Consider the following 15,821-nt stretch of genomic DNA (forward strand, 5'->3'; position numbering starts at 1 on the left):
AAAGGGAAGAGATGGAAACCAAGGATGTCTTGAAGCTGATCCAGGACGAGGATGTCGCCTATGTCGACGTTCGCTTCACCGATCCCAAGGGCAAGCTTCAGCACGTGACGCTGGACCGCGATCTGGTGGACGAGGACTTCTTCGAGGAAGGCTTCATGTTCGACGGCAGCTCGATCGCGGGCTGGAAGTCGATCGACCAGTCGGACATGAAACTGATCCCCGATCCGGCTTCGGTCTATATCGATCCGTTCTACGCCGAAAAGACGCTCTGTGTGCATTGCAACGTGGTCGAGCCCGATACCGGCGAAGCCTATAGCCGCGACCCGCGCGGGACCGCCGCCAAGGCCGAGGCCTATCTGAAATCGACCGGCATCGGTGACGTGGCCTATTTCGGCCCCGAGGCCGAGTTCTTCATCTTCGACGACGTGCGCTATTCGGTCACGCCGCAGAAGGTGTCCTATCAGATCGACGCCGTTGACGCCGCCTGGAACACCGACACCGAATACGAGATGGGCAACCAGGCTCACCGTGCGGCCCACAAGGGCGGCTACTTCCCGGTGAACCCGATCGACGCCGGCCAGGACATCCGCGGCGAGATGCTGTCCACCATGAAGCGCATGGGGATGAAGGTCGACAAGCACCACCACGAGGTCGCCAGCGCGCAGCACGAGCTGGGCCTGATCTTCGGCGGTCTGGTCGAACAGGCCGACAACATCCAGAAATACAAGTACGTCATCCACAACGTCGCCCATGCCTATGGCAAGTCGGTGACCTTCATGCCCAAGCCCATGAAGGGCGACAACGGCTCGGGGATGCACGTCAACATGTCGATCTGGAAGGACGGCAAGCCGCTTTTCGCGGGCGACAAATATGCCGACCTGTCGCAAGAGGCGCTGTATTTCATCGGCGGCATCCTGAAGCACGCCAAGGCGCTGAACGCGCTGACCAACCCCTCGACCAACAGCTATAAGCGTCTGATCCCGGGCTTCGAGGCCCCCGTGCTGCGCGCCTATTCGGCCCGCAACCGCTCGGGCTGCGTCCGTATTCCGTGGACGGAATCGCCCAAGGCCAAGCGCGTCGAGGCCCGTTTCCCCGATCCCTCGGCCAACCCCTATCTGTGCTTTGCGGCGCTGCTGATGGCGGGTCTGGACGGGATCAAGAACAAGATCGACCCGGGCGCGGCATCCGACAAGGATCTCTACGACCTTCCGCCGGAAGAACTGGCCGAGATCCCGACCGTCTGCGGCTCGCTGCGCGAGGCGCTGGAGGAGCTGGAGAAGGACATGGACTTCCTGCTGGCGGGCGATGTCTTCACCCGTGACCAGCTGGAGGGCTACATCGCCCTGAAATGGGAAGAGGTCTATGCCTACGAGCATACCCCGCACCCCGTTGAATACGCGATGTATTACAGCTGCTGAGATGCCGGGACAGTGATCGTGGAAAGGGCGCCGCAAGGCGCCCTTTTCTTTTGTCCGGCCAAGGGCTTACTCGGCGGCGATGCCGGTTGAGACCGGATAATCGGTATAGCCCGCCGCGCCGCCCCGGTAGAAGGTCGAGGGGTCCTGTTCGTTCAGCGGCAGGTCGCGGCGCAGCCGTTCGACCAGATCGGGCGTGGCGATGAAGTCGCGCCCGAAGCTGACCGCATCGGCGCGATCCTCGGCCAGCAGGCTCTGCGCCATCTCGCGGGTCAGCCCCTCATTCGCGATGACCGGCCCGCCAAAGGCCGCGCGGATCGCGGGCAGCAGGCTGTCGGGGCCGGGATGTTCGCGCAGGAACAGGAAGGCCAGACCCCGTGCGCCCATCTGCCGGGCGACATGGGTGAACAGCGCATGCGGATCGCTGTCGCCCATGTCGTGGCTGTCGCCGCGCGGCGACAGGTGCAGACCCACCCGGTCCGCCGACCATGCCCCGATCACCGCATCCGTGATCTCGCACAGCAAACGCGTGCGGTTCTCGATGCTGCCGCCATAGCGGTCGGTGCGGCGGTTGCTGCGGTCCTGCAGGAACTGGTCGATCAGGTAGCCGTTCGCGCCGTGGATCTCGACCCCGTCGAACCCGGCATGGCGGGCGCGGCGGGTGGCCTCGGCATAGGCCTCGACGATGCCGGCGATCTCGTTGGTTTCCAGCGCACGGGGCGTCACATAGGGCCGCTTGGGCCGCAAAAGGCTGACATGACCGGCGGGCGCGATGGCCGAGGGCGCGACGGGCAGGGCGCCGTCCAGAAGCTCGGGGTCCGAGATGCGCCCCACATGCCAGAGCTGCAGAAAGATCAGCCCGCCGCGTTCATGCACGGCGCGCGTGACCTGGGCCCAGCCCTCGACCTGCGCGTCCGACCAGATGCCGGGCGTGGCCTCGTAGCCGACGCCCATGGGCGTGACGCTGGTGGCCTCGGACAGGATCAGCCCGGCGCTTGCGCGCTGCGCGTAATATTCGGCCATCAGCGCATTGGGCAGGCGGCTGTCTCCGGCGCGGGCGCGTGTCAGGGGCGCCATGACGATGCGGTTTCGCAGCGTGACGGCGCCCATGGTCACGGGATCAAAGAGGGTCGGCATCGGCATCCTTTCGACTTGTCGGGCAGAGCTGCGCCCGCGCCAACAACTGTTCGTCGGCAGGCCGGGTTTCAAGGGCGTGAAAAGTCGCACGAACTTTACCGTGACCCTTGTTCCTGCGCGCCACTTCTGGCGTTATCGAACGACCATGGATCTTGTTCTCCTGACCACCTTCACGGCGCTTCTGTTCCTGCTGATCGCAGCGGCTGAGCCGGTCGCGGACCGTCTTGCGCTGCCCTTCAGCGTGATACTGGCGCTTTTGGGAATGCTGATCGGGGGCGGGGCGATCTTTCTGCTCAGCACTGATTACACCAATGTCCTCAACCCCGTGGCCGAGACGATCCTGGCGCTGCCGATCCGGTCGAACGTCTTTCTCTATGTCTTTCTGCCCACGCTGATCTTCCAGGCCACGCTGGAGATGAACGTCCGGCGGATGCTGGACGACTGGGTGCCGATCCTGACGCTGGCCGTGGTGGCGGTCGTGGTGGCGACGCTGACCATCGGCTATTCGCTGGCCTGGGTCAGCGGGCTGCCGCTGATGGTCTGCCTGCTGGTCGGCGCGATCGTCTCGACCACGGACCCTTCGGCGGTGGTCAGCATCTTCCGCTCGATCTCGGCGCCGCGCAGGCTGGCGCGCATCGTCGAGGGCGAGAGCCTTCTGAACGACGCCGCCGCCATTGCGCTGTTCGGGCTGTTCATGGGCTTCGTCATGCTGGGCGTGCCCAATCCCCGCCTGTCGGATGCGCTGGCGCAGGTCCCGCAACTGATCCTGGGCGGCGCCCTTGTGGGCTGGCTGATCGCGCGCATCGCGCTGATCCTGATGACGCTGTTCCAGCGTTTCGAGATGGCGCAGATCTCGGTTTCGGTCGCGGTGCCCTATCTGGCTTACATCGGGGCCGAACGGCTTCTGGGCGCGTCCGGCGTGATCGCGGTGGTGGCGGCAGCGCTGACCTTGAACCTGATGGGGCCGGGGCGGCTGGCGCCTGCCTTCTGGGTGAACCTGCGCGAGGTCTGGCGCCTTCTGGCGCATTGGGCGGGGGCGCTGATCTTCATTCTGGCCGCGCTGCTGATCCCGCGCCTTCTGGGCGATCTGCGGGCGGGCGATCTGGCGCTGGTGGGGGTGGTGGTCGTGGCCGCCTTCGCGGCGCGGGCGATGATCCTGTGGGGGCTTCTGCCGCTGCTGGGGGCGCTGCGCCTGTCGCCCCGGATCGAGCGGCCTTACCGCGTGGCGATCATGTGGGGCGGCCTGCGCGGCGCGGTCACACTGGCGCTGGCGCTGGCGGTGACGGAAAGCCTGCGCGTCCCGGTCGAGACCAAGCGTCTGGTCGGCATCCTGGCCACGGGCTATGCGCTGTTCACGCTGCTGGTGCAGGGGACGACGCTGCGTTGGGTCATCAGCCTGCTGGGGCTGGACCGGCTGTCGCCTCTGGATCGGGCGCTGTCCAATCAGGTCGTCGCCGTGGCGCTTCAGACGGTGCGCGAAGAGGTCGCCACCACGACCGAGAAATACGACCTGCCGCGCGAGACCGTCCGCTCCGAGGCCAAGCGCTTCGCCGGCCGGCTGGATCAGGCCGTCGAACGCGCCGAGGCCGAGCACAATGCCGAGATCCTCGACCGCGACCGCATCACGCTTGGCCTGATCGCGCTGGCGGGCCATGAACGCGAGGCGATCCTGCAGCGCGTGCGCGAACGCGCGATTTCGGCCCGGCTGTCAGAACAGGCGCTGTTCGACGCCGACCGCGTGATCGAGGGCGCGCGCCAGGGCGGCCGCACCGGCTATCAGCGCGCGGCGCGGGGGTCGCTGAGCTATGGTCCCGCCTTCCGGCTGGCGGCCTTTCTGCGCAACCGGCTGGGCATATCCGGCCCGCTGGCCCGCATGACCGCCGACCGGTTCGAGATGCTTCTGGCCAAGCGGCTGATCCTGCGCGACCTGCACGGCTTCATCGACCGCCGCATCCGCCGCATCCATGGCCGCCGCGTGGCCGAGTTGCTGCACGAATTGCTCAACCGCCGGATCGAGGCCGTGGATACCGCGTTGGACGGTCTGCGCCTGCAATATCCCGGCTATGCCGAGGAGCTTGAGCGCCGCTTCATCCGCCGCACGGCCCTGCGGCTGGAGGAACGCGAATACAACGCCATGCGCGAGGACGGGCTGATCGGCGCCGAGGTCCATACCGAGCTGATCGCCGACATCCTGCGCCGCCGCGCCCAGACCGAGACGCGTCCGCCCCTCGACCTTGCCCTGCGCAAGGACGAGCTGGCGCGGGTCTTTCCGCTGTTCTCGGATCTGGATGATGGCGAACTCAGGCGCCTCAGCCGCCAGTTGCGGACGCGCTATGTGAACGCGGGGCAGATCATCACCCGCAAGGACACGCCCGCGCGCAGCGTGTTCTTCGTGGCTTCGGGCGCGGTCGAACAAGAGGTCGCGGGCCAGATCACCCGTCTGGGCCGGGGCGAGATGTTCGGCCAGATGGGCGTGCTGACCGGCCGCATCCGCCGGGCCGAGGTGCGCGCGATCACGCCCTCGACCCTGCTGATGCTGGACGAGACCGGGTTCCGGCGGTTGCTGAAACGGTCCCCTGCACTCAGGCGCGCGGTGCGCGACAGCGTGGTGGGCAAGGCCTCGGCGGGCGAAGTGCTGCGCCTTCCCGAATTCCGGCTGGACGATCCGCCCGCGCCCTCCGAGCCGCTTGGCGAGGCGGGCGTCACCCGCTAGACAGGCGATCCAGACCAGAGACAAGGGGTTCCCATGGACGCAGCCGCCCAGACCGCCGCCCAGATTGCCGCCCGCATCGCCCGCCAGATCGCGACCGAGATCGGCGCAAGCCCCGCGCAGGTCACGGCGGCCTCCGATCTGCTGGACGGCGGCGCGACCGTTCCCTTTGTCGCCCGCTACCGCAAGGAGGCGACGGGCGGGCTGGACGACACGCAGCTGCGCACGCTGTCCGACCGCCTGACCTATCTGCGCGAGATGGAGGCGCGGCGCGCGGCGATCCTCGGCTCGATCCGCGAGCAGGGCAAGCTGACCGACGATCTGGCCCGCAAGATCGCCGTGGCCGAGACCAAGGCCGCGCTTGAGGACATCTATCTGCCCTTCAAGCCCAAGCGCCGCACCAAGGCGATGATCGCCCGCGAAAACGGGCTGGAGCCGCTTCTGCGCGCGATCCAGGCCGATCCTGCCGCCAATCCCGAGGCGCTGGCCCCCGCCTATGTGCAAGGCCCGGTCGAGACGCCCAAGGCCGCGCTGGAGGGCGCACGCGACATTCTGGTCGAGGAATTGTCCGAGAATGCCGATCTGCTGGGCCGCCTGCGTGATTTCATGCGGCGCGAGGGCGTGATCTCGGCCCGTGTCATGGCGGGCAAGGAGGAAAGCGGCGCCAAGTTCAGCGATTACTTCGATCACCGCGAGGCCTGGGCGACCATTCCCGGCCATCGCGCGCTGGCGATCCTGCGTGCCGCCAAGGAAGAGGTCGTGACCATCGAGATCGCGCCCGACCCCGAGACCGGCGCCGCGCGCGCCGAGGGGATCGTGGCGCAGGCCCTTGGCCCCGTGGGGCAGGGACCGGGCGCGGATTGGCTGCGCGCGGCGGCGGGCTGGGCCTGGCGCGTCAAGCTGTCGAACGGCATGTATATCGACCTTCTGACCGAACTGCGCCAGCGCGCCCATGCCGAGGCGATCCAGGTCTTTGCCCGCAACCTGCGCGACCTGCTGCTGGCCGCCCCCGCCGGGCCGCGCCCGACGCTTGGTCTTGATCCCGGCATCCGCACGGGCTGCAAGATCGCCGTGGTGGACGCGACCGGCAAGCTGGTCGATACGGCGACGATCTATCCGTTTCAGCCCAAGAACGACCTGCGCGGGGCCGAGGCCACGCTGCTGGCGCTGATCGCGAAACACGGGGTCGAACTGGTCGCCATCGGCAACGGCACCGCCAGCCGCGAAAGCGAACGTCTGGTGGCCGAGGTGCTGAAGCGCCTGCCCAAGGGCGTCAAGGCGCCGACGCGGGTGGTGGTCTCCGAGGCCGGGGCCTCGGTCTATTCGGCATCCGAACTGGCGGCGCGGGAATTTCCGGATCTGGATGTCAGCCTGCGCGGTGCGGTCAGCATCGCCCGGCGCTTGCAGGACCCGCTGGCGGAACTGGTCAAGGTGCCGCCGCAATCCATCGGCGTGGGCCAGTATCAGCACGACGTGGACCAGCGCCAGCTTGCAAAATCGCTGGAGGCCGTGGTCGAGGATGCGGTGAACGCGGTGGGCGTGGACCTGAACACCGCCTCGGCGCCGCTTCTGGCGCATGTGGCGGGGCTGGGGCCGTCCCTGGCGCAGGCCATCGTCGCGCATCGCGATGCCTCGGGCGCGTTCCGATCGCGCGCGGGGCTGAAAAAGGTCGCGGGGCTGGGGCCGAAGGCCTTCCAGCAATGCGCGGGCTTCCTGCGCATCCGCGAGGGGGACGAGCCGCTGGACGCCTCGGCTGTCCACCCCGAGGCTTACGGCGTGGCGCGCAAGATCGTGGCCTCTTGCGGGCGCGACCTGCGCGCGCTGATGGGCGATGCGGCGGCGCTGAAGCGGCTGAACGCGGCCGATTTCGTGACCGATGATTTCGGCCTGCCCACCGTGCGCGACATCATGGCGGAACTGGAAAAGCCCGGCCGCGACCCGCGCCCCGGTTTTGTCACGGCCAGCTTCGCCGAGGGTGTCGAGGATATCAAGGACCTGCGCCCCGGCATGTCGCTGGAAGGCACCGTGACCAATGTCGCGGCCTTCGGGGCCTTCGTGGATATCGGTGTCCATCAGGACGGGCTGGTCCATGTCAGCCAGCTAGCCGACCGTTTCGTGAAAGACCCCCACGAGGTCGTCAAGGCGGGCGACGTCGTCCGCGTCCGCGTGACCGAGGTTGACGTGGCCCGCAAGCGCATCGGGCTGACCATGCGGAAAGAGGGCGCCGAACCCGCCCCGAAAGGCCCACGCGGCGACCGGCAGGATCGTGGCCCCGCCAAGCCGCGCCAGATGCAGGCCGGACCAAAGGGCGCGTCTCAGGGCGCGTTCGGCGCGGCCCTGGCCGACGCGTTCCGCAAACGCTGATGGAGGGCGCGATGCAGGCAGGCGATCCGGGCTTTCAGGGCCTCTGGCTGGACGATCCCGCGCACCGGGCCTTTCTGGTGGCGGATGCGCGCCGGGCGCTGGATTTCTTCGATGCCAGCCCCCGGGCGGGCGGCGGCTTTCACCTGCTGGACGGGCAGGGCAGGCCGCGCGCGACCGATCTGCAGGAACTGCACACGACGACGCGACTGGTGCATTCCTATGCACTGGCGCATGTTGCCGGGCGGCCCGACCGGGCGGGGATCGTGGATCAGGGGATGGATTACCTGTGGCGGCGTCACCGCGACGCGGATCACGGCGGCTATCTGTGGGGGCTGGAGGGCGACAGCATCGCCGATGGCACCAAGCTGGCCTATGGGCAGGTCTTTGTCCTGCTGGCGGCTTCCAGCGCGAAACTGGCCGGGCATCCCGGTGCCGACCGCCTGCTGGCCGATGTGGCGGATGTGCTGGACCGCCATTACTGGGACGAAACCGCGGGCCTTTTCCGCGACGAATTCACCCGCGACTGGCAGCCCTTTTCGACCTATCGCGGCATGAATGCCAACATGCACGGCGCCGAGGCGCTGCTGGCCGCGTATGAAGCCACCGGAGAAGCCCTCTATCTGGACCGCGCGGGCCGCATCCTGCGCTTTTTCATCGACGGGCAGGCGCGCGCGCATGGCTGGCGCATCCCCGAACATTACGATCAGGACTGGCGCGTCGATGCGACCTATGCGGGCAACCCGGTCTTTCGTCCCGCAGGCACGACGCCCGGCCACAGCGTCGAGATGGCGCGGCTTCTCTTGCAATGGTGGGATCTGGCGGGCCGCCCCGATGACGGCAGCCCCGCCATGGCCCGCGCCCTGACCGAAGCCGCTCTGGCGGGCGGCTGGAACGAAGCCGCTGGCGGGCTGGCCTATACGCTGGCGCTTGGGACTGGCGCGGTGGACAACCCGGCCCGCTACTGGTGGCCCGTGACCGAGGCGATCGGCGCGGTCGCCTCTCTGATCAAGCTGGACCCGATGCCGGGGGACGAGGTCTGGTATCGCCGCCTCTGGGATCATGCCGCCCGCCATCTGGTCGATCACGAACAGGGCGGCTGGTGGCACGAGCTTGGCCCCGACAATCGCCCGACCGAGACGCAGTTTCCCGGCAAGCCCGACCTTTATCACGCGCTTCAGGCCGATCTGTTCCCGCTGGTGCCGGACCTGTCGCGGATCGCGGCCGGGCTGGGGCAGGCACGCGCGCTGGCGTGACATGACGTGATGTCACACGGCTTGACCGGCGGCGCCGATCCTGCCAAGCCTTCGCATCCCGCCTGACCTGGCCAAGCGCCGCCCCTGACGCCCTCCGTGAACAGATCGGTCCGAACCATGTGCCCTGACGCGCCCGTGCCGCCCCTTGCCTCTGCCGCGACGGACCCCGCCCAACGCGCGGCCCGGCTGTTGGCGGGGGTCGAGAACGGTCTCGCGCTGTCGATCCTCGATGGCAGCCCCGACTGCATCAAGCTGATCGAGCTGGACGGCAGCCTCAGCTACATGAACCCCAACGGGCTCTGCGTGATGGAGATCGAGGATTTCGCGCAGGTGGCCGACCGCCCCTGGCCCGAGCTTTGGCCGGACGAGAACCGGCAGGTGCTGAACGCGGCGATCCGCGATGCCCGCGAGGGGCGCGTGACCCGGTTCGAGGCGTTCTGCCCGACGGCGCGCGGCACGCCGCGCTGGTGGCAGGTGACGGTCTCGCCTGTGCGCAACGGTCGCGGCGTCGTGGAACGCATCCTGTCGGTCTCGCGCGATGTGACCGACATGGTCGAAGCCCGCCGCCAGCTTGAGGAACAAGCCCGCCTTCTGGCCGACGAGGTTGCCCAGAAGGACGAGGCGCTTGCCCGGCAGAAAGTGCTGCTGGGCGAGATCGACCACCGCGTCAAGAACAGCTTTGCCGCCGTGATCGCGCTGCTCAGGATGCAGGCGCGCGGACATCGGGGCGATGCTGCGGGGATCGCGCTGGAGGATGCGGCGAACCGCATCTCGACGCTTGCGCGGGTGCATGAGCAATTGCACCTGGACCCCGGCTCCAGCCTGATCGCGCTGCCCGACTACATCGGCCAGCTGGCCCGCGACATCGGCGGCGCCCTTGGGGCGCAGGTGGATCTGTCGCCGATGCCGCCTGTGCGGATCGCACCCTCGGATGCGGCGGCGATCGGGCAGATCCTGGCCGAACTGATCGCCAATGCAGTGCGCCATGGGGGCAAGCCGGGCCATGCGCCGGTGATCCGGCTGAGCATGGCGCAGACGCCCGAGGGGCTGTCGCTGGTGGTCGAGGATGACGGGCCGGGCCTGCCCGAGGGCTTCGATCCAGCGGCAGGGACGGGCCTTGGCATGCAGATCTGTTCGATCTATGCCAGCCAGCTGGGCGGCAGCATCAGCGCCGGGGCCTCGGATCAGGGCGGGGCGCGCTTCGCGCTGCTGTTGAACCCGCCCTCGGCCCGGATGGATGGCGCTGCGGGCTGAACAGGGCCCGCCGGGAACGAACGGCCCCCTTGCGGATTTCATGGCCTTCGGGCCGATCACGGGACAAGTATCATGCGCATGACGATCGAGGTCGATCTGGACTATCGCCTTGCCGCGCCCGGAGCCGCGATCCTGTCGATCGAGGCCGCCGAGACCCCTTGCCAGCAGGTCCTGCGCTCGGATCTGCGGTTGGACCCGGCGCTGTCGCCGCGTCTGGTGCCGGGTGACGAGGGCGTGGGTCGCAAGATGGCGCTGCATGTGCCCGAACGGCTGATCTGCCGCTATCGGGCCGATCTCAGTATCGACCGGCCCGCGCCGGATCTGTCGCGCCTTGCCGCGCTGCCGGTCGAGGACCTGCCCGCCGAGGCCTTGCGCGCGCTGATGCCCTCGCGCTACTGCGATCCGATCCGGTTTCTGGCCTATGTCGGCGCGCGGTTCGGCGGGTTGTCGGGCGGCCCTCTGGTCGCGGCTCTGGCGGAATGGGTGCAGGGCGCGCTGGCCTATGTTCCGGGCGCCAGCAGCGCGGACACGACGGCGACGGATACCTTCGTTCAGCGGCAGGGCGTCTGCCGCGACTATGCGCATCTGCTGATCGCGCTCTGCCGCGCGGGGCAGGTGCCCGCGCGCATCGCCAGCGTCTATGCCCACAGCGTCAAGCCGCAGGATTTCCACGCCGTGGTGCAGGTCTATCTGGACGGTGCGTGGCATCTGGTCGATCCGACCGGCATGGCCCGGCCCGACCAGATGGCGCTGGTGGCCGTCGGGCGCGACGCCGTGGACGTGGCCTTCCTGACCACGATCACGCCCGCCAGCATGACCGCGCAGAGCGTGCAGGTCCGCCAGATCCTCTAGACCGCCCAAGCCGCGATCAGCACCAGCCCGAAAAGCGCCACGGCGCGACGATAAAGCCTGATCGCGGCGGCCAGATCATCGGCCCCCGGATCGCGGGCGCCCGCGTTCAGCCAGGGCTCTTCTGCGACCCGGCCGGCATAGACGCGCGGTCCCGACAGGCGGATGCCAAGCGCGCCCGCCATCGCGGCCTCGGGCCAGCCCGCATTGGGCGAGCGATGCGCCGAGGCATCGCGCAGCGCCACCCCCGCCGCCGTGCGCGCCCGCCGCCCTGCCGCCAGCGCAAGCAGGCACGCCGTCAGTCGCGCGGGGATCAGGTTCGCCACATCGTCCAGCCTTGCGGCAAAGGCGCCGAACGCTTCGTGCCGGGGCGTGCGGTGGCCGATCATGCTGTCCAGCGTGTTGATCGCCTTGTAGGCCGCGATCCCCGGCAAGCCCCCGATGGCGGCCCAGAACAAGGGCGCGATCACGCCGTCGCTGGCGTTTTCAGCGAGGCTTTCAATGCTGGCGCGGCTCAGGGTCGGGCTGTCGGCGCGGGTGACGTCGCGGCCCACGATCATCGCGGTCGCCGCCCGCGCTGCAGGCAGATCGCCTCGGCGCAGAGGGCGCAGCACTGCGCGCAGGTGGTCATCCAGCGAGCGCGCCGCCACCAGCGGCCAGGCCAGGATCGCCGCCGCCCAAGGCCCCAGCCAGATTTGCAGCAAAGCCGCCGGAACGACCGCAGCCGCGATCACTATAAGCGCGGCTAGCGCGCCCTTGGCGCCCCGCGCGCGGCCCCTGTTCAACGCCCCGTCCAGCGCCGCGATCAGCCGCCCGAGCCACGTCACAGGATGGCCTAGACGCCGATAAAGCGCCTGCGGCCAGCCGATCAGCGCGTCGATCAGCAGCGCGATGGCCGCGATCATCGCCATCAGGTGGCCTCGGGCAGGGTCAGGTTCACGGCCTCGACGGCCCATTCCGCGCCCTCGGGGTCGATCCGGTGCAGGATGGTCAGCGACAGGGGCGCGACGGCAAAGGACAGCGCCCGCGCCCCCACGACCAGCGCAAGCGCCGCGCGGACGGTTCCGGCATGGGCCACGATCAGCGTGCCGGGCGGGGCCTCGACCAGCGCGGGGCGGACGCGGGCGGCCATGTCCAGAAAGCTCTCGCCGCCCTCGGGGCGGTGGCGGGCCAGAGCCTCGGGGGGCAGGGGGCCAAGGTCGGGCAGATCGGCCAGGGGCCGCCCCTCCCACAGGCCCTGATCCTGTTCCAGAAGCGCGGGAAGCACGCGATCCGGCGACAGGCCAAGCGCCTGGGCCGTCTGCAGGCAGCGCCGCGCCGGGCTGCACCAGACCCGCGCCGGGCGCCCGATCCGCGCGGCCATGCGCGCCAGCGCCGCGCGGTCGCCGCAATCGGCATCGACCTCACGCCGCCCGGTGACAAGCCCGCCGGTCAGGGCCGGGGCATGGCGCAGGATCATCAGGCTCATCAGGTCCCCCGTGGTTTCAGCGCGCACCATGCGGCGACCGCAGCGCAAGGGCAAGACGGGGCCGATTGACGCGGGCCGAACCGGGATGCAGGCTGGTCTTGACGCGGAGGGGATGGACGCGCTATCCATTAAATGAACATACGTTCATTTAATATCGGCAGCAGGAGGGGGCTTGCGGATGTTCACGCGGGGCATGGAATTCGATCTGGGCGAGGATGTGAACGCGCTGCGCGAGATGGTGCATCGCTGGTCGCAGGATCGCGTCAAGCCGCTGGCCGCGGCGACCGACCGCGACAATGCCTTTCCCAACGAACTCTGGTCGGAGATGGGCGAGCTGGGCCTTCTGGGCATCACCGTCTCCGAGGAATGGGGCGGGGCCGGGATGGGCTATCTGGCCCATGTCATCGCGACCGAGGAAATCGCGCGGGCCAGCGCCTCGATCAGCCTGTCCTATGGCGCGCATTCCAACCTGTGCGTGAACCAGATCAAGCTGAACGGCACCGACGCGCAGCGCGCGAAATACCTGCCGAAATTGTGCAGCGGGCAGCATGTCGGCGCGCTGGCCATGTCCGAGGAAAGCGCGGGCAGCGATGTCGTCGGCATGAAGCTGCGCGCCGAGAAACGCGGCGACACCTATGTGCTGAACGGCAACAAATACTGGATCACGAACGCGCCTGACGCCGATGTGCTGGTCGTCTATGCCAAGACCGACCCCGAGGCGGGCAGCAAGGGCATCACCGCATTCATCGTGGAACGCGGCATGCCCGGTTTCTCGACGGGGCCGCATTTCGACAAGCTGGGGATGCGCGGCTCGAACACGGGCGAGCTGATCTTCGAGAATTGCGCCATCCCCGCCGAGAACGTGCTGGGCGCCGAGGGCAAGGGCGTGCGCGTGCTGATGTCGGGTCTGGATTACGAACGCGTCGTGCTGGCCGGGATCGGCACCGGCATCATGGCCGCCTGCCTGGACGAGGTTCTGCCCTATCTGCGCGACCGCAAGCAGTTCGGCCAGCCCATCGGGTCGTTCCAGCTGATGCAGGGCAAGATCGCGGACATGTATGTCGCGCTGAACACCGCCCGCGCCTATGTCTACGAGGTCGCGCGCGCCTGTGATGCGGGCAAGGTCACGCGGCAGGATGCGGCGGGCGCGGTGCTTTACGCCAGCGAACAGGCGATGGTGCAGGCCCATCAGGCGGTGCAGGCGCTTGGCGGGGCGGGGTTCCTCAATGACAGCGTGGTCAGCCGCCTGTTCCGCGATGCCAAGCTCATGGAGATCGGCGCCGGCACAAGCGAGATCCGCCGCATGCTGATCGGCCGGGAATTGATGGGTCTGGTCTGATGCGGGCGGCCGCCGTTGCGCTGTGCCTGCTGCCGCTGCCCGCGCTGGCCGATCTGCCCGACCCGGTGATCGACCCGGCGCTGGTGACCGATTGCCTGGCGGATGGCCGGGGAGAGGCGTGCATCGGGCTGGCGGCCAATGCCTGCATGGAACAGCCCGGCGGCTTCTCGACCTATGGGATGAGCGCATGCCTGGGGCTGGAATACGACCTGTGGGACGGGCTTCTGAACGATCATTACCGCGAGGTGATGGCGCAATCCGGCGCGATGGACGACGAGATGGCCGAACTGGGCAGCGCCGCAGAGGCGCAAGCCCCCGCCCTGCGGGACGCGCAGCGCCGCTGGATCGCCTGGCGCGACGCGGCCTGTGCCTTCGAACGCAGCCGGTGGGGCGGCGGCACCGGGGCGGGGCCTGCGGGCGTGCAATGCATGCTGACCCTGACCGCCCGGCAGGCGCTGTGGCTGGACCAGTATCGCGGCGAGACCTGAGCCATGGCGCAGATGCTGAACGGAACCGATTACCAGCGCATCTGCCGCGATTTCCGCTGGCAGTATCCGGCGCGGCTGAACATGGCCGATCAATGCCTGGCCCATCCGGCGGGCGATGTGGCGATCATCGAACATGACGGCCAGCCCCGGCCCGTGACATTCGGCGAACTGGCGGCCATGACCGACCGGCTGGCCCATGCGCTGGACGCGGCGCCGGGCGATCGCGTGGCGATCCTCAGGACGCAATCGGCCTGGACGGCGGCGGCGCATCTGGCGGTGTGGAAGTCGGCCGCCATCTCGATCCCGCTCTTCAAGCTGTTCGGCCCCGAGGCACTGGCCCTTCGCCTGAACGATGCGGGCGCGCGCATCGTCATCACCGACCCCGAGGGCCGCGCCATGCTGGCGCCCTTCCCCGACCTGCGCGTGATCGTCCCCGAAGAGGGCCTGCCCGAGGCCGGAGCCTTCGCCACCCGCCCGACCGGCCCGGAAGACCCCGCCGTGCTGATCTATACCTCGGGCACGACCGGCGCGCCCAAGGGGGCGCTGCACGGCCACCGGATGCTGACCGGCCATCTGCCCGGCGTCGAGATGAGCCACGACCTGCTGGGCCAGCCCGGCGACGTGATCTGGACACCCGCCGACTGGGCCTGGATCGGAGGGCTTTTCGACGTGGCAATGCCTGGTCTTGCGCTTGGCGTGCCGGTCGTCGCCTCGCGCATGGCGCGTTTCCAGCCCGAGGCCGTGGACGCCCTGATCGCCGATTGCGCCATTCGCAACGTGTTCTTCCCGCCCACCGCGCTGAAGATGCTGAAAGCCGCCGATATCAGCCTGTCGGGCCTTCGCAGCGTCGCGTCGGGCGGCGAGCCTCTGGGCGCCGAGATGCTGGAATGGGGCCGCCGCGCGCTTGGGGTGACGATCAACGAATTCTACGGCCAGACCGAATGCAACATGGTCGCCTCGTCATCGGGGGCGATGTTTCCGGCCCGGCCCGGCGCCATCGGCAGGCCCGCGCCCGGCTTCGACATCCGCATCCTCGACGAGGCCGGCAACCCGACCGAGGGTGAGGGCGACATCGCCATCCGGCGCGGCGCGGGCAGCATGATGCTGGGGTATTGGCGGAACGAGCAGGCGACCGGGGCCAAGTTCCGCGGCGAATGGATGGTGACGGGCGACCGCGGCGTGATCGAGGACGGCTATATCCGTTTCGTGGGCCGCGACGACGACGTGATCACCTCGGCCGGCTACCGGATCGGCCCGTCCGAGATCGAGGACGTGCTTCTGACCCATCCCGCCGTCGCGCAGGCGGGGGTGATCGGCAAGCCCTGTCCGCTGCGCACGCAGATCGTCAAGGCCTATATCGTGCTGCGGCCCGGCCATGCGCCGTCGGACGAACTGGCCGCCGCGTTGCAGGATCACGCGCGGCGCCTGTCGGCCGCGCATTCCTATCCGCGCGAGATCGCCTTTCTGGACGCGCTGCCGCTGACCGTGACCGGCAAGGTCATGCGCCGCGAATTGCGCGCCATGGCCGAGGCCGAATGATGCGC

12 protein-coding genes are annotated in these 15,821 nt (G+C 68.8%); 9 read left to right on the plus strand and 3 right to left on the minus strand.

The window, feature by feature from the left end; all coding sequences use genetic code 11:
- Positions 1 to 11: 11 nt before the first annotated feature.
- The gene (gene glnA, locus ACTZWU_RS05695; RefSeq protein WP_444736379.1) at positions 12 to 1,418 is read left to right on the plus strand and encodes a type I glutamate--ammonia ligase; all 1,407 of its coding nucleotides are present in this window, start codon (positions 12 to 14) and stop codon (positions 1,416 to 1,418) included.
- A 66-nt stretch (positions 1,419 to 1,484) separates the two neighbouring features.
- On the opposite strand, the gene ACTZWU_RS05700 is transcribed toward glnA, so the two are convergent.
- The gene (locus ACTZWU_RS05700; protein WP_444736380.1) at positions 1,485 to 2,558 is read right to left on the minus strand and encodes an alkene reductase; all 1,074 of its coding nucleotides are present in this window, start codon (positions 2,556 to 2,558) and stop codon (positions 1,485 to 1,487) included.
- Between the two features lie 139 nt (positions 2,559 to 2,697).
- Between ACTZWU_RS05700 and ACTZWU_RS05705 the strand changes: the two genes are divergently transcribed.
- The 5 genes from ACTZWU_RS05705 (at position 2,698) to ACTZWU_RS05725 (ending at position 10,985) form a co-directional block, all read left to right on the plus strand.
- A complete protein-coding gene (locus ACTZWU_RS05705; protein WP_444736381.1) occupies positions 2,698 to 5,265 on the plus strand; it encodes a cation:proton antiporter in 2,568 nt (855 codons plus the stop codon).
- A gap of 33 nt (positions 5,266 to 5,298) precedes the next feature.
- A complete protein-coding gene (locus ACTZWU_RS05710) occupies positions 5,299 to 7,626 on the plus strand; it encodes a Tex family protein (RefSeq protein WP_444736382.1) in 2,328 nt (775 codons plus the stop codon).
- Between the two features lie 11 nt (positions 7,627 to 7,637).
- Positions 7,638 to 8,879, plus strand: coding sequence for an AGE family epimerase/isomerase (locus tag ACTZWU_RS05715; protein WP_444736383.1), 1,242 nt, complete (start codon positions 7,638 to 7,640; stop codon positions 8,877 to 8,879).
- Positions 8,880 to 8,996: 117 nt separating this feature from the next.
- Positions 8,997 to 10,133 carry a sensor histidine kinase gene (locus ACTZWU_RS05720; RefSeq protein ID WP_444736384.1) on the plus strand — a complete coding sequence of 379 codons (1,137 nt, stop codon included), beginning with the start codon at positions 8,997 to 8,999 and terminating at the stop codon, positions 10,131 to 10,133.
- Positions 10,134 to 10,205: 72 nt separating this feature from the next.
- Positions 10,206 to 10,985 (plus strand): transglutaminase-like domain-containing protein, encoded by a 780-nt coding sequence (locus tag ACTZWU_RS05725; RefSeq protein ID WP_444736385.1) that lies wholly within the window; start codon positions 10,206 to 10,208, stop codon positions 10,983 to 10,985.
- On the opposite strand, the gene cbiB is transcribed toward ACTZWU_RS05725, so the two are convergent.
- On the minus strand, positions 10,982 to 11,893 hold the full coding sequence (gene cbiB / locus ACTZWU_RS05730) for an adenosylcobinamide-phosphate synthase CbiB (protein WP_444736386.1): 912 nt from the start codon (positions 11,891 to 11,893) through the stop codon (positions 10,982 to 10,984). The two genes, ACTZWU_RS05725 and cbiB, sit on opposite strands and share 4 nt — an antisense overlap.
- Entirely contained in the window at positions 11,893 to 12,450 is a 558-nt protein-coding gene (locus tag ACTZWU_RS05735) for a histidine phosphatase family protein (RefSeq protein WP_444736387.1), read from the minus strand. Before ACTZWU_RS05735 ends, cbiB begins: the two co-directional genes overlap by 1 nt.
- Positions 12,451 to 12,628: 178 nt before the next feature.
- Between ACTZWU_RS05735 and ACTZWU_RS05740 the strand changes: the two genes are divergently transcribed.
- The 3 genes from ACTZWU_RS05740 to ACTZWU_RS05750 are packed head-to-tail and all read left to right on the plus strand — an operon-like array spanning position 12,629 to position 15,816.
- Positions 12,629 to 13,789 carry an isovaleryl-CoA dehydrogenase gene (locus ACTZWU_RS05740; protein ID WP_444736432.1) on the plus strand — a complete coding sequence of 387 codons (1,161 nt, stop codon included), beginning with the start codon at positions 12,629 to 12,631 and terminating at the stop codon, positions 13,787 to 13,789.
- Positions 13,789 to 14,277, plus strand: coding sequence for a lysozyme inhibitor LprI family protein (locus ACTZWU_RS05745; RefSeq protein ID WP_444736388.1), 489 nt, complete (start codon positions 13,789 to 13,791; stop codon positions 14,275 to 14,277). Before ACTZWU_RS05740 ends, ACTZWU_RS05745 begins: the two co-directional genes overlap by 1 nt.
- Before the next feature lie 12 nt (positions 14,278 to 14,289).
- On the plus strand, positions 14,290 to 15,816 hold the full coding sequence (locus ACTZWU_RS05750; protein ID WP_444736433.1) for an AMP-binding protein: 1,527 nt from the start codon (positions 14,290 to 14,292) through the stop codon (positions 15,814 to 15,816).
- Positions 15,817 to 15,821: the final 5 nt, after the last annotated feature.

It is taken from the genome of Paracoccus sp. NSM (assembly GCF_052379855.1).
In the GTDB taxonomy this organism is placed as follows: Bacteria; Pseudomonadota; Alphaproteobacteria; order Rhodobacterales; family Rhodobacteraceae; genus Paracoccus.